At 72.6% G+C, this 21,479-nt stretch carries 21 protein-coding genes; 4 read left to right on the top strand and 17 right to left on the bottom strand.

Features of this window, described 5'->3' with window-relative positions; translation table 11 throughout:
* The first annotated feature begins 28 nt into the window (after positions 1-28).
* Positions 29-901: a phosphatidylinositol-specific phospholipase C/glycerophosphodiester phosphodiesterase family protein gene (locus JT362_RS11045; RefSeq protein ID WP_375546469.1), complete on the top strand. Its 873-nt coding sequence runs from the start codon at positions 29-31 to the stop codon at positions 899-901.
* A gap of 270 nt (positions 902-1,171) precedes the next feature.
* Positions 1,172-2,398 carry a kynureninase gene (kynU, locus tag JT362_RS11040; protein WP_260190993.1) on the top strand — a complete coding sequence of 409 codons (1,227 nt, stop codon included), beginning with the start codon at positions 1,172-1,174 and terminating at the stop codon, positions 2,396-2,398.
* Here kynU and JT362_RS11035 read toward each other — a convergent pair.
* On the bottom strand, positions 2,395-2,961 hold the full coding sequence (locus JT362_RS11035; protein ID WP_260190992.1) for a CGNR zinc finger domain-containing protein: 567 nt from the start codon (positions 2,959-2,961) through the stop codon (positions 2,395-2,397). The two genes, kynU and JT362_RS11035, sit on opposite strands and share 4 nt — an antisense overlap.
* Positions 2,962-3,028: 67 nt before the next feature.
* On the opposite strand from JT362_RS11035, the gene JT362_RS11030 reads away from it, so the two are divergent.
* Positions 3,029-3,775, top strand: coding sequence for a class I SAM-dependent methyltransferase (locus JT362_RS11030; protein WP_260190991.1), 747 nt, complete (start codon positions 3,029-3,031; stop codon positions 3,773-3,775).
* A 29-nt stretch (positions 3,776-3,804) separates the two neighbouring features.
* On the opposite strand, the gene JT362_RS11025 is transcribed toward JT362_RS11030, so the two are convergent.
* From JT362_RS11025 to JT362_RS11010, 4 genes are all read right to left on the bottom strand, one after another.
* Positions 3,805-6,504: an AfsR/SARP family transcriptional regulator gene (locus tag JT362_RS11025; RefSeq protein ID WP_260190990.1), complete on the bottom strand. Its 2,700-nt coding sequence runs from the start codon at positions 6,502-6,504 to the stop codon at positions 3,805-3,807.
* A gap of 134 nt (positions 6,505-6,638) precedes the next feature.
* Complete coding sequence (locus tag JT362_RS11020; RefSeq protein ID WP_260190989.1) at positions 6,639-7,226, bottom strand: helix-turn-helix transcriptional regulator; 588 nt, start codon at positions 7,224-7,226, stop codon at positions 6,639-6,641.
* 155 nt (positions 7,227-7,381) lie between these two features.
* Positions 7,382-7,834 carry an Lrp/AsnC family transcriptional regulator gene (locus JT362_RS11015; protein ID WP_260190988.1) on the bottom strand — a complete coding sequence of 151 codons (453 nt, stop codon included), beginning with the start codon at positions 7,832-7,834 and terminating at the stop codon, positions 7,382-7,384.
* Entirely contained in the window at positions 7,831-8,964 is a 1,134-nt protein-coding gene (locus JT362_RS11010; RefSeq protein WP_260190987.1) for a M24 family metallopeptidase, read from the bottom strand. The genes JT362_RS11015 and JT362_RS11010 overlap by 4 nt, the downstream gene beginning before the upstream one ends.
* Positions 8,965-9,029: 65 nt before the next feature.
* On the opposite strand from JT362_RS11010, the gene JT362_RS11005 reads away from it, so the two are divergent.
* Entirely contained in the window at positions 9,030-9,971 is a 942-nt protein-coding gene (locus tag JT362_RS11005; protein ID WP_260190986.1) for a 5'-3' exonuclease, read from the top strand.
* Between the two features lie 4 nt (positions 9,972-9,975).
* On the opposite strand, the gene JT362_RS11000 is transcribed toward JT362_RS11005, so the two are convergent.
* The 12 genes from JT362_RS11000 to JT362_RS10945 form a co-directional block, all read right to left on the bottom strand.
* Entirely contained in the window at positions 9,976-11,214 is a 1,239-nt protein-coding gene (locus JT362_RS11000; protein WP_260190985.1) for a GNAT family N-acetyltransferase, read from the bottom strand.
* A 40-nt stretch (positions 11,215-11,254) separates the two neighbouring features.
* On the bottom strand, positions 11,255-11,590 hold the full coding sequence (locus JT362_RS10995; protein WP_260190984.1) for a DUF4333 domain-containing protein: 336 nt from the start codon (positions 11,588-11,590) through the stop codon (positions 11,255-11,257).
* 45 nt (positions 11,591-11,635) lie between these two features.
* Positions 11,636-12,340, bottom strand: a complete 705-nt coding sequence (locus JT362_RS10990; RefSeq protein WP_260190983.1) for a DUF4333 domain-containing protein — start codon at positions 12,338-12,340, stop codon at positions 11,636-11,638.
* A gap of 125 nt (positions 12,341-12,465) precedes the next feature.
* On the bottom strand, positions 12,466-15,228 hold the full coding sequence (locus JT362_RS10985; protein ID WP_260190982.1) for a DEAD/DEAH box helicase: 2,763 nt from the start codon (positions 15,226-15,228) through the stop codon (positions 12,466-12,468).
* A 13-nt stretch (positions 15,229-15,241) separates the two neighbouring features.
* Entirely contained in the window at positions 15,242-16,489 is a 1,248-nt protein-coding gene (locus JT362_RS10980; protein ID WP_260190981.1) for an RNA polymerase sigma factor, read from the bottom strand.
* A 2-nt stretch (positions 16,490-16,491) separates the two neighbouring features.
* Complete coding sequence (locus tag JT362_RS10975; RefSeq protein ID WP_260191055.1) at positions 16,492-16,893, bottom strand: YciI family protein; 402 nt, start codon at positions 16,891-16,893, stop codon at positions 16,492-16,494.
* Positions 16,894-16,970: 77 nt separating this feature from the next.
* Positions 16,971-17,876, bottom strand: a complete 906-nt coding sequence (locus JT362_RS10970) for a diacylglycerol/lipid kinase family protein (protein ID WP_260190980.1) — start codon at positions 17,874-17,876, stop codon at positions 16,971-16,973.
* Positions 17,877-17,880: 4 nt separating this feature from the next.
* Positions 17,881-18,813: a twin-arginine translocase subunit TatC gene (gene tatC, locus JT362_RS10965; RefSeq protein WP_375546468.1), complete on the bottom strand. Its 933-nt coding sequence runs from the start codon at positions 18,811-18,813 to the stop codon at positions 17,881-17,883.
* An 18-nt stretch (positions 18,814-18,831) separates the two neighbouring features.
* Positions 18,832-19,134, bottom strand: a complete 303-nt coding sequence (gene tatA, locus JT362_RS10960) for a Sec-independent protein translocase subunit TatA (RefSeq protein WP_260191054.1) — start codon at positions 19,132-19,134, stop codon at positions 18,832-18,834.
* A 1-nt stretch (position 19,135) separates the two neighbouring features.
* Positions 19,136-19,399 carry a bacteriophage holin gene (locus JT362_RS10955; protein ID WP_260191053.1) on the bottom strand — a complete coding sequence of 88 codons (264 nt, stop codon included), beginning with the start codon at positions 19,397-19,399 and terminating at the stop codon, positions 19,136-19,138.
* A 63-nt stretch (positions 19,400-19,462) separates the two neighbouring features.
* A complete protein-coding gene (locus tag JT362_RS10950) occupies positions 19,463-20,437 on the bottom strand; it encodes a helix-turn-helix transcriptional regulator (protein ID WP_260190978.1) in 975 nt (324 codons plus the stop codon).
* Positions 20,434-21,408 carry a helix-turn-helix transcriptional regulator gene (locus JT362_RS10945; RefSeq protein WP_260190977.1) on the bottom strand — a complete coding sequence of 325 codons (975 nt, stop codon included), beginning with the start codon at positions 21,406-21,408 and terminating at the stop codon, positions 20,434-20,436. Before JT362_RS10945 ends, JT362_RS10950 begins: the two co-directional genes overlap by 4 nt.
* Positions 21,409-21,479: the final 71 nt, after the last annotated feature.

Here is a 21,479-nt window from a genome sequence, read left to right as displayed (position 1 = left end):
CCGTCCCCCGACCCCGTTGGAGGTTCCCGTGCGGGCCCTGCCCCGATCGCTGTTCCTGCTGCTGGCACTCATCGGCCTGGTCGCCGGCGCGGTTCCGGCCGCCGCGACCCCGCACCACCACGATGGCTGGGTGCGCCCGCTCGCACAGGCCCACGCGCACAACGACTACGAGCACGACCGCCCGCTGTTCGACGCGCTGTCCCACGGCTTCACCAGCGTGGAGGCGGACATCTACCTGGTCGACGGCGACCTGCTCGTCGCGCACGACCCGGAGGACCTGGACCCGGCACGCACGCTGGAGTCGCTGTACCTGGAGCCGCTGCGCCGCCTGGTGCTGACCGGCGGGATCTACAAGGGACGGTGGGTCGACTTCCAGCTGCTGATCGACCTCAAGACCGAGGGCGAGTCGACCTACGCCGCGCTGGACCGGCTGCTGCGCTCGCCCCGGTACGCGTTCCTGTGGACGTCGTACCGGTGGGGTCACGTGTGGCGCGGCCCGGTGACCGCGGTGGTGTCCGGCAACCGTCCGCGCGCCACCATGGAGGCCCAGCGCAGCCGGGTGGCGTTCTACGACGGCCGCATCGCCGACCCGAACGACCTCGGCCCCGGCTCGCCGGCGAAGCTGACCCCGCTGGTGTCGGACAACTGGACGAAGCTGTTCACCTGGACCGGCGTCGGCGAGATGCCGGCCGACGAGCGCGCCGAGCTGCGGTCGATCGTGCGGACCGCGCACCGCGCCGGGCAGCGGGTCCGCTTCTGGGCGACTCCGGACGCCCCGGGTCCGGCCCGCGAGGCCATCTGGCGTGAGCTGGTCGACGCCGGCGTCGACCACATCAACACCGACGACCTGGCCGGCCTGGAGTCGTTCCTGCGACACGACGCGCGCGGGGACGCGGCCTGACACCACCGACCCCGCTCAGCTCGTGAACATGGTGCGGTAGATCCAGCCCAGGTTGGCGACCGGTCGGGCCACGGCCTCGGCCTGGCGATCCTGCTCGGCACCGAACTGGTCGTCCTGTTCGAGCCGCACCGTGCTTTCGAGATAGCCGGCGGCCGCTCGGTGCCGTCGCGCTGCGCGCGCGTGGGCGCCCCTCGCCCTCTACGGGGACCCGTCGCCGTTCCTCCCGTTACCGTGACGACCTCGAGGCGCCGCCCCGTATCGTCGGCGCCCATGCGATCGAGGAACCCGCTCGACCCGGGCGAACTGGACGCCGCGGACCCGCTCGCCGGCTACCGGGATCGGTTCCTGCCGGCCGACGGGATCGTGGCCTACCTGGACGGGAACTCGCTCGGGCGGCCACCGGTGGCCACCGCCGAGGTGCTCGACCGGTTCGTGCGGGACGAGTGGGGCGGGCGGCTCATCCGCCGGTGGACCGATGGCGACGAGCCCTGGATGAGCTGGCCGGAGACGGTCGGGGACCGGCTCGGGGCGGCGGTGCTCGGAGCGGCACCCGGGCAGACCGTGCTGGCTGACTCCACGACCGTCCTGCTGTACAAGTTGGCGCGGGCGGCGGTCGACGCGCGAACCGGGCGGAACGTGATCGTGGTCGACAGCGACAACTTCCCCACCGACCGGTACGTGGTGGAGGGCATCGCCGCGGAGCGTGGGGCCGAGTTGCGGTGGATCGAGACCGACCCCGCGACCGGGATCACCGCCGAGCAGGTGGCCGGCGCGGTGGGCCGGGACACCGCGCTGGTGCTGGCGAGCCACGTCGCCTACCGGTCGGGGTGGCTGGCCGACGCCCCGGCGATCACCCGGGTCGCGCACGACGCGGGGGCGCTGGTGCTGTGGGACCTCAGCCACTCCGCCGGGTCGGTCGAGCTGGAGCTGGACGTGTGGGGCGTCGACCTGGCCGTCGGGTGCGGGTACAAGTACCTGAACGGCGGGCCGGGCGCACCGGCGTTCGCCTACGTGCGACGGGACCACCAGGAGACGCTGCGGCAGCCGATCCTCGGGTGGATGGGCCGGCGGGATCCGTTCCGGATGGAGCAGGGGCACGTGCCGGCGGCCGGGATCCGCGCGTTCGTCAGCGGCACTCCCCCGGTGCTCGCGATGGTGCCGCTGCGGTGCGGGCTGGAGATGCTCGAGGAGGCCGGGATCGGCGCGGTGCGGGCGAAGTCGACCGCGCTCACGGAGTACGCGCTGGCACTGGTCGACGCCTGGCTGGTACCGCTCGGTGTCGAGGTCGCCTCGCCCCGGGATCCGGAACGGCGGGGCGGGCACGTCACGATCCGGCGCGGCGACTTCCGGGACGTGCTGGACGGGTTGTGGGAACGCGGGGTCGTGCCGGACTTCCGCGAGCCGGACGGCATCCGGCTCGGCTTCGCGCCGCTGTCCACCAGCTTCGCCGAGGTGCACCGAGGTCTCGCGGTGCTCCGTGACGTGCTGAGTGGCTAGCCGGCGGTTTTCCTGGCGCGGAAGGCGGCGGCCTTGACCCGGTTCTGGCAGGCGGTCGAACAGAAGCGGCGGGTGCCGTTGCGGGAGATGTCGACGTAGACCCGGTCGCACGCGGTGGCGTTGCAGATGCCCAGCCGCTCGATCGACGCGTTGCCCAGGACGACGGCGAGCGCGGTCGCCATCGACGCGGCCCAGCTGATCGCCCACTCCGCGCCGGCACTGTGGAAGTGCAGGTGCCACGGTTCGCCGTCGTGGCGGACCAGGGTGGGCATCGCCTCGGTCTCGCGCAGGATCCTGTTGAGCGTGGTGCAAGCGGTGTCGACCTCGCCGTCGTCGACCAGCTCCACCACCGCACGCAGGCGGGCGGCCCAGCCGGCGAGTTCGGCGGCTTCGGTTTCGGTCGGATGGTCGGGGGTCCGGGAAGGGGGCACGGCGTCGCGCACGGCGATCCGCAGGTCGGCGGGGGCAGGAAAGGGCTTGCCGTGCCGTTCTCCGGGGGTGACGTCGTTGATCAGGGCGACCGCGTTGCCCACCACGTCGCTCGTGTGACTGTCGAATTCCACTTGACCAGTTACTCCCGCTCGATTAGCGTCACTGCCATAGAGGTTAACAACAGTGACGGAGGTTGGCATGCGGGACACGACGGCGCAGCGGTGGGTGCAGCGGTGGGACGCCCAGCAGGAGCGCTACATCCCCGACCGCGAGGAGCGGTTCCGCGTGGTCATCGACGTGGTCCGGGCCGTCGTCGGCGCCGAGGCGGCCTGCGTCGTCGACCTCGGGTGCGGACCGGGCTCGCTGTCCGCCCGGATCGCGCGGGCGCTCCCCCGGGCGAAGGTCGTCGGTGTCGACGCCGACCCGCTGCTGCTCGGCCTCGGCGCCGCCAACGTCGGCCCGAGGGTCACGCTCGTCGAGGCCGACCTCACCCACCCCGGCTGGCCGGAGCGCACCGGACTCACCGGCCCCTGGGACGCGGCGGTGTCCTCCACCGCGCTGCACTGGCTCGAACCCGACGCGCTCGCCGCGCTCTACCGCACGCTGGCCGAGCGGCTGCGCCCCGGCGGGGTGTTCGTCAACGCCGACCACCTGGGACTCGGCCAGCCCACCGTGGACGCCATCGCCGACACCGTGCGACTGGCCCGCGCCGCCCGGGTCGGCACCGACGCCAACGAGGACTGGGCACAGTGGTGGCAGGCGCTCGGCGAGGACGAGGAGCTCGCGCCGCTGCTCGACGGCCGGTCCGCCCGCGCCGTCGCGCACAGCGGCGAGAACGGCCTGACCGTCAGCCAGCACGCCGACCTCCTCCGCTCCGCCGGCTTCGCCGAGGCCGCGCCGGTCTGGCAGTTCGGCGACGACCACGTCCTGGTCGCCGTGCGGTGAGAGGTCGCGGTGAGGGGTCACCGCGACGCTCAGGGCAAGTTGGTGAGCACGTGGTCGAACAGGGCGCTGGCCTGGATCTGCTCACGGGTGCTGATGGCAGCGATGCAACTTCGCGCCTCGGCCAGGTGTTCGGCCGCCGCGGCGTCCAGACCGAGGGCCTGGAACGACTTGGACACGGTCAGCAGGTGCTCGGCCCGCTGGTGTGCGTCGCCGAGTAGCTCGTGCTGGGCCAGCACCTCTGGAGCGCGGCGGATCACCTCTGCGTGCTCGTCGAGGGCGGCGTAGGCCTGCAGGATCGTGTTCAGGACGATCGCGATCTCGACCTGGTGACCGATCTCGCGGCTGATGGCCAGCGCGCGTTCGAGCAGCGGGAGGGCTTCGCCGGCGAAACCGGTGCGGGTGCGGGTGTCGGCGATGTTGGTCAGGGCGACCACCTCGAGGATCCGGAGACCGCTCCGCTCCGCCACCCGCAGCGCCCGCTCGAACCGGCGCATCGCCCCCTCCTGATCGCCCCTGGACGACCGGACGATGCCCTGGTTGTTGTGGCACATGAACAAGGTGCAGAGGTCGTCCTCGTCGAGCAGGTCGTTCGCCCTGTCCAGGAACCGCTGGGCGCCCACGAGGTTCCCGCGCTGTCCCTCGATGACCGCCAGGTTCACGTAGGCGAACGCCGCACGCTCCTGGTCGTGATCGAGCAGCACCCGGGACAACTCGGCACGCAGCGTCCACGGCACCGCCGAGTTCAGGTAGAACCGCGCCGACAGCAACACGGTCCGAGCCGCCTCGGTGGCGGTCGGCTCGCCGGCCGCCGCCCCCTGCCGAACCAGCGCCACGATGACCGGCAACTCACGGTCCAACCAACGCCGCACCTCGTCGTACCGTTCGAAGTGGACGGTGACGAGATTGTCCGTGCGGTGGCTCTGCGGCAACCCGTACTCGGTGGGAGTGCCCGTCGCCGTGACTCCGCAACCGCGGACCGCCGCCATGTACCAGTCGTTCGCCCGACGCAGCGCCCGCACGCGCACGTCCGCCGGCAGCTCGGCCGCCCGCTCCTTCGCCAGCAAGGAGATCAGGTCGTAGCACGCGTACGTGTCCGGCTCCGGGCTGTAGACCATCTGGACGGTGAGCAACGCCTCCAGGGCCTGTTCCGCCCTGATGAGCGGCCACCCGGTCAACGCCGCCACCAGCGCCGCCGTGAGGTAGGGCGGGCTGAGCAGACCGAGCAGCGGAAACAACGACGCGGCATCCTGGTCCACCGGGTCGTCGCTCGTGCGCAGGCCGTCCAGGCCGATCAGGAAGCTGGCTCGGACATCGACGTCCTCGTGCCGCAACAGGTCCAGGCGGCCGCGTTCATCATCGAGCAACCGTTGCCAGGTCTCCAGTGACCAGTGGGGACGCAGCGCCGCACGGCTGGCGATCAACCGCAGTGCCAGGGGCAGGCGCCCGCACAGGGTGGCGATCGCCCGGGCCGCGGCCGGTTCGTCCCGCACCCGCCGCGCGCCCGCGACCCGTCCCAGCAGGTCGACCGCGGCGGCCCCCGACAACGGGTCGACGTGGAACACCGTGTCGCCGCCGCTGATCGCCACCCGGCTGGTGGCGATCAGCGCGCAGCCCGGCTCGTCGGGAAGCGCGGCCTGGACCTGCTGCGCGGAGACCACGTTGTCCACGATGATCAGTACTCGTCTGCCCCGCAGCCGGGCGCGGTAGGAGCGAACCAGCGTGCCGAGGTCGACGTCGGGACCTGGCTCGGCGCCGCCGAGACCGGTCATCAGTCCGGCGATGACCTGGGCGGGAGAACGGGTCGGCAGTCCCGGGGTGGAACCGCCGAGGTCGGTGTACAGCACGCCGTCCCGGTACCGACCGGACAGCTCGTGCCCGAGCCGGACGGCCAGGGCAGACTTCCCGGCTCCACCCTGCCCGTAGAGCAGGCAGTGCACCGGCGATCCGTCGGAGGTGGCGAACCGATCCATCAGTTCGCGTACGTCGTCCGCACGGCCCACGAACGGGACCACGAGCGGCGGGAGCTGGTCGGGCCGGTGCGCACGGCCCGGCCCCGGGTTCTGCCCGGCCTCGACGCTCGCGAGCAGGTCCTCGTCCTCGCGGAGGATGGCCGCCTCGAGCCTGCGCAACTCGGGACCGGGCTCCATGCCGAGTTCGGTGACCAGCCGGTCCCGGAGCCGGCGGTACCGCGCGAGGGCGTCGACGGCCCGCCCCTCGCGGTAGAGGGCGATCATCAGCTGTTGGCAGAGCCGTTCGCGCAGTGGGTACTGGCCGTTCAGCTCGATCAGGCCGGCGATGAGCTCGGCGTGCCGGCCATGGCGCAACCGGAGCTCGGCCATGCGCTCCACACCGCCGAGGTAGACCTCCTCGAGCCGTGGTTGGAGGAGGGTACGCAGCGGCACCTCGGCGATGTTCGTCAGCGGGTCGCCGCGCCACAGCGCCAAGGCCTGGTCGAACAGCGCGAGGGACTCCGCGGCGCTCGCGTCCTCGATCAGCTGCGTGAAGCGGTGCACGTCGACCTGCGCGGACCGCACGTCCAGGCGGTACCCGGCGGTCGTGCTGCGCAGCACCGGTTGTGGGAAGACGGACCGAAGGCGCCGCACGTAGTTGCGGATCGTGTTGACCGCGGTTCTCGGTGGTGTGTGCCCCCACAGGTCGTCGACGATCGTCGACACCGGAACGGCCGAACCGGATCGGGACAGGAGGCTCGCCAACAGTGCCCGCTGCATGGGCGCGGTGATCGGCAGCGGAGAGCCCGCGTGCCATACCTCCACCGGACCCAGAAGCCGAAACTCCACATCACCCCGTCCGCCGACGCCGCCGCGGCTCATTCTACTGCGGTCGCGTCGGCGGACGACCAACGCTAAGGGGCGAGCCACCCCCGGGCCGCGGCTCTCATTCCCGCCTGGAACCTGCTGCGCGCGTCCAGCCGGTGCATGAGAACCGCGACCTCGCGCCGAACGGTGCGCACGGACACACCGAGTCGTGCCGCCACCGTCTCGTCCAGCCAGCCGGACGACAGACCGCGGAGCACCTCCTGTTCCCGCACGTCCAGTCCCTGCGCGTCGAACGGCTCGCCGCCGGCCCAGGTCCGTTCGAACAGCTCGACCACCGTCGCGACGATGCTGGCCAGCCCGACCCCGACGACCTCGCCACGCACGGCGTGCCTACCGGGAAAGAAGGCCAACGCGTTGTCGACCACCAGCACGTCGGCGGGCACCCGGAGCGCGGTGCGCACCAGCCCACCCGACGCGATCAGGGCGGCCAGGTGAGCCTCGGTGGCCGTCGAACGGCGGACGTGACCCGGGTACACGAACCGGAACCGGACACCGTCTCGTGGGACCACTCGCCGAGCCAGCCCGAGGGTGTCGCGGGCCGTGCCCATGACGAGGACCTCCCGCTCGGCCGAGGCCAGTGCGTCCGCCACGTCGTCGACGGCGACGGGAGCCATGAACGCGGGTTCGTCCCACCGAGATCGCACCGCCAGGCCAGGCACAGGACTCCCCAAGGTGATCGACGTCGACGTTCGCCCCATCGCGTTCGACCGTAACCGCCACCGGATAACGGCCACATAGCGTGCGCATATGGCCGCCCGTGAACCGGTCCTCAGATCGCCGGCGAGCGGCCCTCGTACGGGGTCGACAGCACGACCGTGGTGCGGGTGGACACCTTGGCCGCCTCGCGGACCCGCCGCAGCAGGTCCTCGAGCGCGGCCGGGGAGGACACCCGCACCAGCAGGATGTACGACTCGTCCCCGGCCACCGAGTAGCACGACTCGATCTCCCGGATGCCCTCCAGCCGCTGCGGGTAGTCGTCGGGGGCCGCCGGGTCGATCGGGGTCAGCGAGATGAACGCGGTCAGCGGCAGCCCGATCACCTCGGCGTTGAGCTGCGCGGCGTACCCGCGGATCACCCCCCGCTGCTCCAGCCGCCGCACCCGCTGGTGCACGGCCGACACCGACAGCCCGACCCGCTCGGCCAGGTCGGTGAAGCTGCACCTGCCGTCCGCCGCGAGCACCCGCGCGATCGCCTGGTCGATCTGCTCCAGCTCCGCCGTCATGCCGGCAGCGCGACCAGCTCGTGCGGCTGGTTGTTCAGCGGCTCCACGCCGTCCTCGGTGACCACGACGATGTCCTCGATCCGCGCGCCCCACCGGCCGGGCAGGTAGATCCCCGGCTCCACGCTGAACGCCATCCCCGGCTCCAGCGGCAGGGCGTTGCCGCCCACGATGTACGGGTCCTCGTGCACGTCGAGGCCGATGCCATGCCCCGTTCGGTGGATGAACTGCTCGCCGAACCCGGCGTCGGCGATGATCGAGCGGGCCGCCGCGTCGACGTCCTGCGCGGACACGCCCGGCCGGACCGCGGCCACGGCGGCCGCCTGGGCGCGCTGCAGCACGGCGTAGGTGTCGGCCACGTCGGCGTCGCGGGGCGAGCCCATGACGTAGGTGCGGGTGCTGTCCGAGCAGTAGCCGTCGTCGACCGGGCCGCCGATGTCGACCACCACCACGTCGCCTGCCTCGATCACCCGGTCGGACAGGCTGTGGTGCGGGCTGGCGCCGTTGGGCCCGGAGCCGACGATGACGAACTCCGCCACCGCGTGCCCCTCCTCGACGATCGCCGCCGCGACGTCCGCGCCGACCTCCGCCTCGGTACGCCCGACCCGCAGGAACTCCGCCATCCTGGCGTGCACCCGGTCGATCGCCGCCCCCGCGCGCCGCAGCGCCGCGATCTCGGCGGCGTCCTTGCGCATCCGCAGCTCGCGCACGACCGGCCCGGCCAGGACCTGGTGCGCGTCCGGCAGCGCGCCGCGCAGGCCGAGCACGTGCAGTGCCGGCATCATGTCGCCGAGCGCCACGTTGGTCGCCCGGCCGAGCCGCGACGCGACCAGCGCGTACGGGTCCTCGCCGTCGACCCAGGTGGCCAGCTCGACGCCGAGCGCGTCGGTCGGCACGTCGGCGTAGCCGGGGGCCTCCAGCTTCGGCACCACCAGCACCGGACCGCCGCCGGCCGGCAGGACCAGGCAGGTCAGCCGCTCGAAGGAGCTGCCGGAGGCGCCGAGCAGGTAGCGGAGGTCCGAGCCGGGCGCCATCAGCAAGGCGTCCACGCCGGCGTTCCCGGCGGCCTCCCTGGCGCGGTCCAGCCGCGCGCGCAGGGCCGTCGGGTCGATCGGGGTGACGGTGTTCGACATGCCATGGAGCCTACTGCGCCGCGCCCTTCTTCCACGGCAGCGCGGGGACATGGCAGGCTGGCGCCGTGAGCCGTCCCCTCGCGCTGCTCGACGCGGCCAGCCTGTACTTCCGCGCGTACTACGCGCTGCCCGACTCGATGACCGCGCCCGACGGCACGGTCGTGAACGCCGTGCGCGGGTTCACCGACACGATCGCGCGCATCCTCACCGACCGTCGGCCCGGCCGGCTGGTCGCGTGCATGGACGCCGACTGGCGGCCGGCGTTCCGGGTCGAGGCGCTGCCCTCGTACAAGGCACACCGGCTGGCCGATCCGGTGAACAACGTCGAGGAGGTGCCGGACACGCTCACCCCGCAGGTCCCGATCATCCTGGACCTGCTGGACGCGGTCGGCCTGGCCGTCGCCGAGGCGGACGGCTACGAGGCCGACGACGTGATCGGCACGCTCGTCGCCCGCGAGGCCACCGACCCGGTCGAGGTCGTCTCCGGCGACCGGGACCTGTTCCAGGTCGTCCGGGACGAGCCGACCCCGGCCGCGGTGATCTACGTCGGCCGGGGCTGGGCGAAGGCGGAGGTGCTCGGGCCGCGCGAGCTGGCCGAGCGGTACGCGCTGCCGCCGGAGAACAGCGGCCCCGCCTACGCCGACATGGCCCTGCTCCGCGGCGACCCGTCCGACGGCCTGCCCGGCGTGGCCGGCGTCGGCGAGAAGACCGCGGCGAAGCTGATCACCCGGTTCGGCTCGCTGGAGGGCCTGCTCGCCGCGGCCGCGGCCGACGACAAGCTGGTGCCGCTTCGGGTGAAGACCGCCCTCGCCGACGCCGCCGAGTACGTCGCGGCCGCGCCGAGGGTGGTCCGGGTCGCCCTGGACGCCGACGTCACGATCGACCGCGACGACGCCGTCCCGGTCGAGGCCCGTGACCTCGACCGGGTGCGCATGCTGCAGGAGAAGTGGGACCTGGGCGCGTCCGTGGACCGGCTGCTGGCCGCGCTCCCAGCCGCCCACGCCTGACGCGTCAGAACAGGCTGCCGCACCAGGACGGTTCGTCGGTGGCGAACAGGCGGTCGGCGGCCGGCAGCGCGGCCGGGTCGTGCACGGCGAGGCGGCCGATCCCGGCCAGCTTCGACGGGCGCCACGCGCCGAAGTAGACCATCCCGAGCGCTTCCACGCCCAGGGTGAGGGCGGCCGGGGCGTCGGTGCGGTCCGCGCCATGGGGACCGACCAGGTACCGGCCGGAGTTGGCCGGCAGGATCGGGTCGACGACCTCCACCACCACCGGGTCGGCGGCGCCGTAGGTCCGGGCGGCGAGCGCGGCCGGCACGTCCACCACCCGCACCCACAGCTCCTCGTCCCACTCGCAGCGGACCGCGTGCGCGTTCTCCAGCATCGCCTCGAGCGGTTCGTCCAGCGGACGCATGTAGACGGTGACGTCGTCGACCAGGTCGATACCCAGCAGGAACCGCCACAGGTCGTTCTCCACCGCCTGGTTCGCGCCGACGAAGTCGAGCACCACCACGCCCGCGTTGACCCTCGGGTCGTCGGAGGGGATCTCGACGGAGCGGAAGCCGACCATGCCGTCGATCTCGCCGTCCGGGCCGTAGTGCGCGGCGACCCGGAGCCGCATGTGGGTCAGGCGGTACTCGTAGCACATCGCCCACCAGGACGGCGCCCGACCCATCACCCCGGCGCGCCTCGGCCGTAGCCGCTGGTACGCCCCGGGGAGCAGGGTCAGTGCCTCGTCCTTGGTCAGCAGGCGCGTCGTGCCCGCGGTCGGCACGTCGGCCCGCATCCGCGCCCGCGGCGGCTTGACCCGCACGACGCGGGCCAGCGTGCCGAGGCCGTAGCCGAACCGGCCGTAGATCGTCGGCTCGCTCGCGTGCAGGGTGGCGAACACCTCGCCGGCGGCCGCGAGGTCCGCCAACTGGCGGCGCATCAGGCCGGTCAGCACGCCGCGCCTGCGGTGATCGGTACGCACGCCGACCCCGGTGACCGCGGCCATCGGCACGACCCCGCCGCCAGGCACGGTGATGTCGGAGGTGAGCGACATGGTGGCGCCGACGAGGGTGTCGCCGGCGAACGCGCCGTAGGCGCGGCCCGGCTCGTAGGCACGCGCCGCGAGCGTCCACTTCTCGTCGTCCGGCGGCTCCTCGTGCAGGGCCTCCATGAATACGGTGTACGCCGAGCGCCGCTCGTCGTCCTCGACGGCCCGGATCTCGAAGTCGGTCGTCCGCGTGGACGGGAGGGTCTGGGTCACCGGCCGATGATGCATCGTGGCCGCGGTGAACGCGACCGGTTTACTTGGGCTCGCTGACCTCGAACTCGCCGTTCTCGTTGAGCACGGTGACCGTGACGGTCTTCTCCTCGCCGGCGACGCTCACGTTGCAGTCGAACTGCAGGGCCAGCTCCCCGGGGCAGTCGACGCTGCCGACGTCGGTGAGGTCGTACTCCTGGGCGAGGAACTCCTTGACACCGTTGGCCCCTTCGAGCACGCCCTCGTTCAGCACGTCGAGGTTCGGCATCTCGATGTCCGGCACGTCCGGGACGTCGGGGAGGTTGACCGCGTCCTCCGCTCCACAGCCGGCGAGCACGAACACGGGAACGACGAGCAGACCAACGAGTCGACGACGCACACAAACCCCTTCACAACCGGATATGTCCGGTTCCAGGCTACCCGGCTACGCGCCGGCGGGAGTGGAGACCTCGTACTGCCCGTCGTCGTTGACGACGGTGATCTTGACCGTCATCTCCTCCTCGCGGATCACGACCGTGCACTCGAAGGTGTTGCCCTCCTTGACCTCCTGCTCGGCCGGGCAGTCCACGTCGCCGACTTCCTCCGCCGGCTCGTTGTAGTTCTCGATGAGGATCTTCTTCACGCCCTCGTCGCCCTCGAGCGCCGTCTCGTCGAACACCTTCTTGTTCAGGAAGCCCGGGGTGATGAAGCCGAGCACGCCGAACGCGCCGACCGCCAGCACGACCACCACCACCACGACCCAGATCCAGGCGCCGCCCTTCTTCTGCGGCTGCTGGCCGTACGCGCCCGGGTACCCGCCGCCGGGCTGCTGCTGTTGCGGCTGCTGGCCGTATCCGCCGTAGGGCTGCTGCTGTTGCTGTTGCCCGTACCCGCCGGGGTACTGCTGGGTCGGTTGCTGGCCGTAACCCCCGTACTGCTGCTGCGACGGATCGGGCTGCCCATAGGGCTGCTGGCCGTACGGCTGCTGCTGACCGTAACCACCCTGACCGGGGGCCTGACCGGGGCCCTGCGGTCCTTGCGCCGGGAACCCGCCGGAGGGCGTGCCCGGCGTCGGGCCACCGCCGTAGGGCTGCTGTCCCCACGGCTGCTGCGGGTCGTTGCCACCGGGAGGCCCGTACGGGCTGGTCATGGTTAGCCTCCGCGAAGTCGAAGTCGGTCTGCGTGCCGCTGGGCGCGATCAAACCATAGCGGCACGTGTACTGAGCGTGTGCCGCGCCAGGGGATTCCGCCCGGACGGCCCAGTCGGTCGACGGGTCAGTTGACGCCCAGCGCGACCACGCCGCGCCGCATCGCCCGGACCGCCTCGTTCGCGGCCGCGCCGACCGGGTGACCGGTGCCCATGACGTCGCGCAACTGGTCGAGCAGGTCGATCACCTGCCGGCACCACCGGACGAAGTCACCCGCCGAGATCTCCGCCCCGGCGGACTCAGACGCCGACATCACGCGCTCCAGTGACTCGCCGCGCGCCCAGCGGTACGCCGTCCACGCGAAGCCGGCGTCCGGCTGCCGGGTGCGGTTGAGCTTGTGCCGCCGCTCGTCCTGCTCCAGCTCGGTCCACAGCCGCACGGTCTCGCCGAGCGCGTCGGTCACCGGCCCGGCCGGCACCCTCGGCTCGGCTGGCGTGTCCCGCCGCGACTCGAACACCAGCGCCGACACCACGGCCGCCAGCTCCGGCGCGTCGAGCGAGTCCCACACCCCGTTGCGCAGGCACTCCGCCACCAGCAGGTCGGACTCGTTGTACAGCCGGGCGAGCCACCGGCCGTGCCCGGTGATCTCGTCCTCGCCGTCGGTGTGCAGCAGGTAGCCGCGTTCGGTGAGCAGCGCGCGGATCCGGTCGAACGCGCGCGCCAGCGAGTGCGTCGTGGCCGCCACCTTCTGCTCCAGCTGCGTGGTTTCCGCGCGCAGCCTGCGGTGCCGCTCCCCCCACCGCGCGTGCACCTCGCGCTCGTCGCAGCCGTGACACGGATGCGCGCGCAGCGCCCGGCGCAGTGCCGCCAGCTCGCCGTCGTCGTCCTGCGCGCCGGAGCGGCGGCGGGACCGGCCGGGTGCCTCGATACCGGTGTTGCGCAGCGTCGACGCCAGGTCCCGGCGTGAACGGGGCGAGCGCAGGTCGACCTGTTTGGGCAGCTTGACCCGGCCGAGCGCCTCGACCGGGGTCGGGAAGTCGGCCACCGACAGCCGCCCGGACCAGCGGTCCTCGGTGAGCACCAGCGGGCGCGGGTCGCCCATCGGGTCGAGCCCGGGGTCGACCACGATCGCGAGCCCGGAGCGGCGGCCGGCCGGAACCGCGATCACGTCGCCCTTGCGCAGCGCCTCCAGCGACCGGGCGGCCTCCGCGCGCCGGGCCGACGCGTTCTTGCGGGACAGCGACTTCTCCCGCTCCGACAGCCGGGCCCGCAGGTTGGCGTACTCGGTGAAGTCGCCGAGGTGGCAGGTCATCGACTTCTCGTAACCGGCCAGTGCCTCGTGGTTGCGTTCGATCCGCCGGGCCAGGCCGACCACCGAACGGTCGGCCTGGAACTGCGCGAACGACTGTTCCAGCATGTCGCGGGCGGCCCGCACACCGAGCCGGTCGACCAGGTTGACCGCCATGTTGTAGGCGGGCCGGAACGACGAGCGCAGCGGGTAGGTCCTGGTGGAGGCGAGCCCGGCGACGTGCTTGGGGTCCACGCCCGGCTGCCAGACCACCACCGCGTGGCCCTCGACGTCGATCCCACGCCGCCCGGCCCGGCCGGTGAGCTGGGTGTACTCCCCCGCGGTCAGGTCGACGTGTGCCTCGCCGTTGTACTTGACCAGCCGTTCCAGCACGACGGTGCGGGCCGGCATGTTGATGCCGAGCGCGAGCGTCTCGGTCGCGAACACGACCTTGACCAGCCCGCGTACGAACAGTTCCTCGACGGTCTCCTTGAACGCCGGCAGCAGGCCGGCGTGGTGGCTGGCGAACCCGCGCTCCAGCGCGTCGCGCCACTCCCAGTAGCCGAGGACCCGCAGGTCGGCGTCGTTGAGGTCCTTGGTGCGGGTGTCCACGATCCGGCGGATCTCGGCGACCTCGGCGTCGGTGTTCATCCGCAGGCCGGAGCGTGCGCACTGGCCGACCGCGGCGTCGCAGCCCACCCGGCTGAACACGAACACGATCGCCGGCAGCAGGCCGGCGCCGTCGAGCCGCTGCACGACGTCCACCCGCGACGGCGGCCGGAACCGCGGGCCGCGCGGCGGCGGCGCCGACCGCCTGCCGCGTTGGCGAGGCCCGGCCCAGGGCGACTGGCGGGCGACGTCCTCGGTGCGGCGCAACAGGTTCGGGTTGATCCGGGGTTGGCCCTCCGGGTCCTCGCCGGCGAACAGGTCGAGCATCCGGCCGGTGACCATCATGTGTTGCCACAGGGGCACCGGGCGGTGCTCGTCGACGACGACCGTGGTGTCGCCGCGGACCTCGACCAGCCAGTCGCCGAACTCCTCGGCGTTGCTGACGGTCGCGGACAGGGAGACCAGCCGCACCGACTCGGGCAGGTGCAGGATGACCTCCTCCCACACCGCGCCGCGGAACTGGTCGGCCAGGTAGTGCACCTCGTCCATGACGACGTAGGCGAGCCCGTCGAGGGTGGCCGAGCCCGCGTACAGCATGTTGCGCAGGACCTCGGTGGTCATCACGACGATCGGGGCGTTGCCGTTGACCGAGGAGTCGCCGGTGAGCAGCCCGACCTTCTTCGGCCCGTACCGGTCGACCAGGTCGGCGTACTTCTGGTTGGACAGCGCCTTGATCGGCGTGGTGTAGAAGCACTTGGCGCCGTCGGCGAGCGCGAGGTGCACGGCGAACTCGCCGACCACGGTCTTGCCGGCCCCGGTCGGCGCGCAGACGAGCACCCCGTGGCCGTTCTCCAACGCGGCACACGCCTCGTCCTGGAACGGATCGAGCTCGAACGGCAGCTGCGCGGTGAACTCGGTCAGCCGGGGATGGCGCGACCGCCGGCGGGACGCGGTGTAGGCCTCGGCCGGTGACGGAGAAGGGCTGGTGGCCACGTACCCAAGACTTTCACATGTCCCCCGCCCCCCGCCGCCCGACGCCCCCGGGGCCGTCGATGCGGGCCGCGCGGGCGTTGAGGTAGCGCTGCCGGGGCAGGCTGGTCGCCAGGTCGGCGGCGGCGAGATACGCGTTCCGCGCGGCGTCGAGGTCGCCGAGCCGCTCCAGTAGGTGAGCGCGGACGGCGAGCGGGCGGTGGTCGGCGGCCAGGCGCTCGTCGGCGGCCACCTCGTCGAGCCGGGCGAGGCCGGCCCGGGGGCCACGGGCCATGGCCACGGCGACGGCGTGGTTGAGGGCGACCACCGGGCCGTCGGACACCCGCATCAGCACCTCGTACAGGGCGACGATCTGCGGCCAGTCGGTGTCCTCGGCGGTCGCGGCCTCGGCGTGCACGGCGGCGATCGCGGCCTGGAGCTGGTAGGGGCCCGTGGTACCCCTGGGCAGGGCGTCGGTGATCAGCGCGATGCCCTCGGCGATCGCGTCGGCGTGCCAGCGGGAGCGGTCCTGCTCATCCAGCGGCACCAGCTCACCGCCCGGTCCGGTACGAGCCGGGCGGCGGGCGTCGGTGAGCAGCATCAACGCGAGCAGCCCGGTCACCTCGTGGTCGGTGGGCAGCAGGCGGTGCAGGATCCTGGTCAGCCGGATCGCCTCTGCCGACAGCTCCACCCGGTGCAGGTCGGGTCCGGAGGTGGCGGCGTAGCCCTCGGTGAAGACCAGGTACAGCACGTGCAGCACCGCGTCGAGGCGGGAGGCGTGGTCGGCGGGCATGGCGAACGGGGTGCCGCTGTCCTTGACCGCCTTCTTCGCGCGGGTGATCCGCCTGGTCATGGTCGCCTCGGGCACCAGGAACGCGCGGGCGATCTCCGCGGTGGCCAGGCCACCGACGGCGCGCAGCGTCAGCGCGATCTGCGAGGCGGGCGACAGCGCGGGGTGGCAGCACAGGAACAGCAGGATCAGCGTGTCGTCGGCGTCGGCGGTCGAGTCGGCGGCGGGTGCGGTCCTGGTCCACCGGGCGACGGTGTCCTCGCGGCGCTGCCGGGCCTGCTCGTTGCGCAGGAGGTCGGTGAGCCGTCGCGACGCGACGGTGACCAGCCAACCGAGCGGGTTGTCCGGCACGCCGTCGCGTGGCCACCGGGTGGCCGCCGTGAGCAGTGCCTCCTGCGTGGCGTCCTCGGCGGTGTCGAAGTGGCCGTACCGGCGGACCACCGCGCCGAGGACCCGCGGCGCGAGGTCACGCAGCAGGTCCTCGGTCGGCGGCACGGTCAGTCCGCCAGGTCGTCGGCCGAGTCGACGAGCGGGCGCACGTCGACGACGTAGTTCTCCCGGTCGCTGTCCGGGCCGGGCCCGTCGACGATCCGCGCCGCGATCTCGGTGGCCCGGTCGTAGCTCGCACACTCCACGATCCAGTAGCCGGCCAGCACCTCCTCGGTCTCGGCGTACGGCCCGTCGGTGACCACCGGCACGCCCTCGCGCAGCCGGAGCCGGCGGGAGTGCACCGGCGCGGCCAGGCCGCGGGTCTCGACCAGCTCGCCCGACTCGGTCAGGTCCTTGTTGAGGTCGGTCATGAACCGGCGCAGGGCGGCGAAGTCCTCGTCGGTCCAGGCCGAGCCTGGCTTGCCGGACAGGCTCTCGTAGTCGAGCTGCGAGGCGAGGGTCAGGATCATGTACTTCACGGTGTGCTCCTTGTCGGCTTCGGCGCCACGGTGGTGCCGTTCACCGGGAACGTCGAGACCGCCGGACGCTAACCGGACACGACCCGACCGAAAACTTCCAGCGCGTTCGGCACGCAGGTGACCCGCACCGGAAGCGGGCCGATGCGTTCGCCGTCGGCGTACGCGACCCAGCCGTTGTCCTCCCCGAGGGACACCTCGCGGGCGCGGGTCGCGGTGACCAGGCGGTGCTCGACGTGCCGGCCGGTGCGCAGGCCGGGCAGCATGCGCACCAGGTCGAGCCGAGTCGCTCGGCCGACCAGGGTGATGTCGAACAGGCCGTCGGTGGGGTCGGCGGCCGGGCAGATGGGGATGCCACCGCCGTAGTGCGGGACGTTGCCGATGGCGATCTGGGTGGCGGCGGAGTGGTCGGCGCGGGTGCCGTCCTCGACCACGCTGAGCCGGGCCGCACGCAGCCGGGCGAGTTCGGCGACGATCGCCAGGTCGTACCGGCGCGGGCCGCGGGGCCAGCGCATTCGGTTGGCGCGTTCGTTCACCGCCGAGTCGAAGCCGGCGCACAGCACGCCGGCGAACCAGGGGCCGCCCTCGACCTTGCCCAGGTCGATGCGGGTGCGGCGGTCGGCCCTGATGTCGGCGACCAGGGCGTCGGCGGCGGCCAGCGGGTCGGTCGGGGCGCCGAGGGTGCGGGCCAGGTCGTTGCCGGTGCCGGCCGGGATCACGGCGAGCGCCACGCCGCGGTCCGCGCAGAACTGCACGCCCTGGTGCACCGAGCCGTCGCCGCCGACCACGACGAGCAGGTCGAGCCCGGCGGCGTGCGCGTCGCCCATCAGCCGGCGGGACTCCTCGACGGAGTCGACCCGGACGGTGACCAGGTCGTCGACGGCACCGCGCAGCCGGTCGGCGACGGCGCCGGCGATCCGCCCGGCGCGGCCGAGGCCGGACGCCGGGTGCACCACCATCGCGGCCCGCAGCCCCACCGGATCAGGTGACGTCGTCGAGACCGGCCTTGGCCGGCTTCTCCGGCACGTCCTCCGGCTTGAGGTCGTAGTCCTCCGGGTCGCCCCAGCCCTCGGCCACGGCCTTGCGTGCTTCCCTGCGGTCGTGGATGCGGGCGATCTGCACGGCCAGTTCGAACAGCACGGTCATCGACGCGGCCAGCGCGAGCATGCCGATCGGGTCGGTGCCCGGTGTGGCGACCGCGGCGAAGATGAACAGGGTGAAGATGATGCCCCGCCGCCAGTTCTTCAGGTTGCGGTAGGGCAGCACCCCGATCCGGTTCAGCATGGTGATGACCAGCGGCAGCTCGAAGCTCACGCCGAAGATCAGCAGCATCGCCAGCACGAACGAGATGTAGTCGTTCGCCGTCAGCGCGGTGATGAACTGCTCGCCACCGAAGCTGATCAGCACCTCCAGCCCCTTGGGCACCACGAAGTAGGCCAGCACCGCGCCGCAGATGAACAGGAAGGACGCCAGAGCCACGAAGATCCGGGTGAACTTCCGCTCGTTGTCGTACAGGCCCGGCGTGACGAACGCCCAGATCTGGTACAGCCAGAACGGGCTGGTCAACACCGCACCGGCGGCCAGGCCCACCTTGAACTGCACCAGGAAGGCCTCGAACGGCTTGGTCTGCAGCAGCGCGCACTTGTCCCGGGTGAGCAGGTCGTCCGGGTTCAACGCGCAGTACGGCCCGGTCAGCAGGTCCCCGAGGGACGGCACCGGCCCGACTCGCCACTGGAACCACAGGAAGCCAGCGATGCAGCCGACCAACAGGGCCAACAGGGCCAGCCCGAGCCGGTGCTTCAGCTCGTACAGGTGATCCCGAAGGGTCATCGTGCCGTCGGGATTGTGCCGGCGGCTTCGAAGACGCTTCTTCTCGCGACGGCTTTCGTCCCGGCGGTGCGGAATGCGCGCCACCGTTGGGTGCCCGTTCTACTAGCTGGCGTTCTTGTTCTGCTGGGACTGCTCAGCCGGCTGCGAGCCGTTTACCTGCTGAGACACGCTCGGCGCCGGCGGCTGGGACTGCGGCAGCTGCTGCTGGACCGGCTGCTGTGCCTGCGGTTGGGCGGTCGGCGACGGGGTCTCGTCCTCGTCGTCGTTGCCGCCCCGCATGCCCTTGGTCTCTTCCTTGAACGCCTTCGCGGACTTGCCAAGCGAACGCGCCATCTCCGGGAGCTTCCGTGCTCCGAAGAGCAGGATGATCACCCCGGCGATGATCAGAAGCTCGGGCACACCCAAGTTACCCACGGTCATCCTCCTGTCTCCCCCGGCGTTCTGATGGTACGTCAGCCGGAGTGTGCTTCACCCGTGCGCGGGTCTCTTTCATCGCAACCCGCAGTGCGGCGGACCGGGCCCGCAGGTGGCCGGTCTCGTCGCCGAATCGGGCGTTGACCGCCGACGCGGTGGCGCCGAAGCGCCGCACGGTGCGCGCGGACCGGACCAGCACCGCCACGAGCAGCACCAGTCCCACGGCGACCGCGATCCAGGTCGGCAGGTACGACATCACGTTCCTACCGTAGTGCCCGAACGGGCGTTGTGGGGTCGCCGGCACCCGGCTTTTCTTCGATCACGGGGTTACCGCCAGTTGGCCGGCACGCGACAGCGCCCGCCGCGCCCGGTCGCGCAGGCCGTGGGCCAGGGCCGTCGGCTCCTCGACCGTCACGTCGCCGCCGAGGCCGAGCAGCAGCCGGACCATCCACGACTCGTCGGCGTAGCGCATCCGCACCCGCAGGTACCCGTCGTCCAGCTCGGTGACCTTCTCCACCGGGTAGTACTCCGACACCCAGCGCGCGTCCGGCGCCAGTACCAGCTGCGCGACCTCGTGGTCGGGACGCTCGCGGAACAGGCCGGCCGAGGTGTCGGTCTGCTCGGCGTAGGGCGGCGGCGCGGCCGGCTCGTCCAGCTCGGTGACGTCGTCGATCCGGTCCAGCCGGAACAGCCGCACCGCCTCGGCGCGGCGGCACCACGCCTCCAGGTAGCTGCGGCCCTCGACGATCAGCATCCGCATCGGGTCGACCGTGCGTTCGGTGATCCGGTCCCGGGAGGCGGTGTAGTACGTCATCCGCAGCGCGTGCCCGGCCCGGAGGGCGCCCTGCACGACCCGCCGCGACCGGGCCGTCGTCTCGCCCTCGCGCACGCCGAGCCCGACCGCGACCCCGGCCGGCTGGGCCTGGCCTGCGGCCGCCTCGATCTTGGCGGCGGCCCGGCGCACCGCGTCGGCGTCGGCCACGCCGGGGGCCTCGAGCAGGGTGTTCAGGGCGACCAGCAGGGCGGTGGCCTCGGTGCCGGTCAGTCGCAGCGGCCGGTTCATCCCGGCGTCGAAGGCGACCGAGATCGTGTCGCCCTCGAACGACAGGTCGATCAGGTCGCCCGGGCCGTACCCGGGGAGCCCGCACATCCACAGCAGCTCGAGGTCCTTGCGCAGCTGGCGGGCCGGCACGCCGAAGTCGGCGGCGGCCTCGTCGACCCGGACGCCTGGCCGAGCGATGAGGTACGGCACGAGCGCGAGCAGCCGGGGCAACCGGTCCTGGGCGGAGGTCATCGGGCACCTCCCGCCGCCGCGAGCAGCCGTTCGTGCACGGTCTTGCGCAGCACCTCGGGCTCCAGGACCAGGGCGTCCTCGCCGTAGCCGGCGATCCAGCTGGCCGCCGAGTCGGGGTGGTGCAGCTCCAGCTCGATGACGTCGCCCGGCACGTCGTCGATGGTCTGCTCGCCGACGACGGTGGCCCGGCGGCGCAGGCCGGCGGCCCGGTGCTCCGCCACCCACAGCCGCACGGTGGTGGTGTCCGGCAGCTCGCCGGTGCTGGCCGACACGAACTCCAGCAGGTCGACGTCGGGTGGCCGGCTGACCACCCCGGGCCGGCCGAACGCGCGCACGTCGCCGGCGATCCGGGACAGCCGGAAGCAGCGCGGGGCGTTCCGGTCGCGGTCGTGGCCGACCACGTACCAGCGCCCGCGCCAGGACACCACGCCCCACGGCTCCAGCGTCCGGGTACGCAGCTCGGCCGGGCTGGGTCTGCGGTAGTCGAAGCGCACCGCGCGGCCGGCCTGGACGGCGGCGAGCAGCGGGCCGAACGCGGGCTCGGTGGTGCGCACCTTCGGCTCCACCACCGCGGGCACGCCCTGGTCGACGTCGACGCCGGCGGCGCGCAGCTTGAGCAGGGCGCCCGCCGCGGCGCCGGTCAGCTCCGGGGAGTCCCACAGCCGGACGGCGAGCGCGACGGCGGCGGCCTCGTCCGGCTCCAGGTCGATGTCGCCGAGCTCGTAGTCGCGGCGGGCGATCCGGTAGCCGTCCTCGGCGTCGATCGTGCGGTTGCTGCCGAACTCCAGCGGAATGCCGAGGTCGCGCAGCTCGTTCTTGTCCCGCTCGAACATCCGGTGGAACGCCTCGTCGGTCGGCGCGTCGGCATAGCCGGCGACGATGGCCCGGATGCGCTCGGCCGGCAGGTACTGCCGGGTCGAGAGCAGGCACAACACCAGGTTCACGAGTCTTTCGGCACGGGCGACGGACACGTTTCGAACTCTAGCCCGACTGGCCGCGATCGAGCCCACCAACGCGCCAATCCGGCCGGGCGACCGGGCCA

The sequence above is a fragment of the Actinophytocola gossypii genome (assembly GCF_025165815.1).
Taxonomy (GTDB): domain Bacteria; phylum Actinomycetota; class Actinomycetes; order Mycobacteriales; family Pseudonocardiaceae; genus Actinophytocola; species Actinophytocola gossypii.
Note: the sequence above shows the minus strand (reverse complement) of the source record. Positions and strands in the feature narration are given on the sequence as shown.

Coding starts and splice junctions, on each gene's coding strand:
- JT362_RS10975 (WP_260191055.1), bottom strand. CDS start 16,893: ATGATCCTGACCCTCGCCTCGCAGCTCGACTACGAGAGCCTGTCCGGC.
- JT362_RS10950 (WP_260190978.1), bottom strand. CDS start 20,437: ATGACCTCCGCCCAGGACCGGTTGCCCCGGCTGCTCGCGCTCGTGCCG.
- JT362_RS11015 (WP_260190988.1), bottom strand. CDS start 7,834: ATGACGGCGGAGCTGGAGCAGATCGACCAGGCGATCGCGCGGGTGCTC.
- JT362_RS11010 (WP_260190987.1), bottom strand. CDS start 8,964: ATGTCGAACACCGTCACCCCGATCGACCCGACGGCCCTGCGCGCGCGG.
- JT362_RS11030 (WP_260190991.1), top strand. CDS start 3,029: ATGCGGGACACGACGGCGCAGCGGTGGGTGCAGCGGTGGGACGCCCAG.
- JT362_RS10990 (WP_260190983.1), bottom strand. CDS start 12,340: ATGACCAGCCCGTACGGGCCTCCCGGTGGCAACGACCCGCAGCAGCCG.
- JT362_RS11020 (WP_260190989.1), bottom strand. CDS start 7,226: ATGGCTCCCGTCGCCGTCGACGACGTGGCGGACGCACTGGCCTCGGCC.
- JT362_RS10955 (WP_260191053.1), bottom strand. CDS start 19,399: ATGTCGTACCTGCCGACCTGGATCGCGGTCGCCGTGGGACTGGTGCTG.
- kynU (WP_260190993.1), top strand. CDS start 1,172: ATGCGATCGAGGAACCCGCTCGACCCGGGCGAACTGGACGCCGCGGAC.
- JT362_RS11025 (WP_260190990.1), bottom strand. CDS start 6,504: ATGCAGCGGGCACTGTTGGCGAGCCTCCTGTCCCGATCCGGTTCGGCC.